General features: G+C 63.4%; 2 protein-coding genes. Both read left to right on the top strand.

Annotation, left to right across the window (positions count from 1 at the left end; all coding sequences use genetic code 11):
• Positions 1-287 precede the first annotated feature (287 nt).
• Entirely contained in the window at positions 288-1,100 is an 813-nt protein-coding gene (locus PUR56_RS08705) for a helix-turn-helix domain-containing protein (RefSeq protein ID WP_329879123.1), read from the top strand.
• Positions 1,101-1,110: 10 nt separating this feature from the next.
• The coding region (locus PUR56_RS08700) for a DUF397 domain-containing protein (protein WP_329948454.1) at positions 1,111-1,318 on the top strand (208 nt) is incomplete at its 3' end.

The raw sequence follows: 1,318 nt of genomic DNA, 5'->3' as shown, positions 1-1,318 counted from the left end.
GCCGCCCTCGTGGCGGAGGTAGGCGAGGCCGCCGAGGGTGTCCATGTAGACGCCTTCGAGCACCCCACCGGCGGGGACACGGCACCCGAAGTCACGGACCACCTCCCCGACGACGGGGGTGTACACGGGCATGCGGGGGCAGCTGGGCATGGGGGCTCCCTTGGTCGCGCTGTGCATCGGGATCACTACGATCCGCATCCATGGTGGAGTGGGAGGAGTTACGATCGGAAGGCTTTCCACTGGACACTTCAGTGCTGTGGGATTCCACCCGCGAGAGGTGATCGAACATGCGGCGAACAGAACTTGACCCGACGTCATCCCCGGTAGCCGCGTTCGGGGTCCAGTTGCGCAGGTCGCGTGAGGCGAAGAACCTGACTCAGGTCGCCATGGCCGAGCTCATCGGGTACAGCGACACGCTCGTGTCCAGCATCGAAAGAGCTACTCGCAATCCCACACAGGCATTCGCCATCCGGGCGGACAATGTGCTTGATACTGGCGGGACCCTGGAGCTGATGTACTGGAACATCGGGCACACTTCACTTCTCGAAGGATTCCCCGAATACGCAGCTCAGGAGGCCAAGGCGGTCGAGATTCGACACTTCGAACTCGGCGTCGTCCCTGGCCTCCTGCAAACCCCGGACTACGCGGCGGCATTCGCCTCCGCCGCTGTGCGACGTGGGAACATCTCACAGGTACAGGCGGACGACCGGCTGAGATTCCTGCTGACCCGGCAGAAGTTGTTGGACCGAAGTCCGGCGCCTTGGCTTCACTTTGTGCTGGACGAGGGCTGTCTCCGTCGCCCGGTGGGCGGGATCAAGGTCATGAGGCGCCAGCTCCGTCAGCTGGAGGAGTTGGCGGCGCGGCCTCACATCACCATCCAGGTGGCTCCCTACAGTCTGGCGGAGGAGTTGCCCTTCACTATGATGGTGACGCTGCTGACCATGGCGGACAGGTCGCTGCTTGCCTACTCCGAGAGTCAGTTGCGCGGATTTCTCGTCCGGCGGAGCGAAACTGCCCGGGCGCTGGAGAGGGACTACCATCAGCTGTCAGTGGAAGCGCTGCCCAAAGTCGCCTCTCTGGAGATGATCCGTCAGGCGTGAAAGGAACGTCATGAACGGTCCCGTGTACCTCTCCAGCGCCGAGTGGTTCAAGTCCTCCCACAGCAACAACGGGGGCTCCTGTGTCGAGGTGACTGCCGACTTCCCTGGCATCGTCCCTGTCCGTGACTCCAAAGACTTGCAGGGTCCGACTCTCGTCTTCCCCGTCGAGGCTTGGCGCTCCTTCGTCGCTGCGGTCCGGTCGGACGAGTTCGGTTCTG

The sequence above is a fragment of the Streptomyces sp. BE303 genome, assembly GCF_036290945.1.
In the GTDB taxonomy this organism is placed as follows: Bacteria; Actinomycetota; Actinomycetes; order Streptomycetales; family Streptomycetaceae; genus Kitasatospora.
This window is presented reverse-complemented; position numbering and strand designations above follow the sequence as displayed.

What these genes read in the sequence shown, in the direction of transcription:
- PUR56_RS08705 (WP_329879123.1), top strand. Translation starts at nt 288, where the DNA reads ATGCGGCGAACAGAACTTGACCCGACGTCATCCCCGGTAGCCGCGTTC.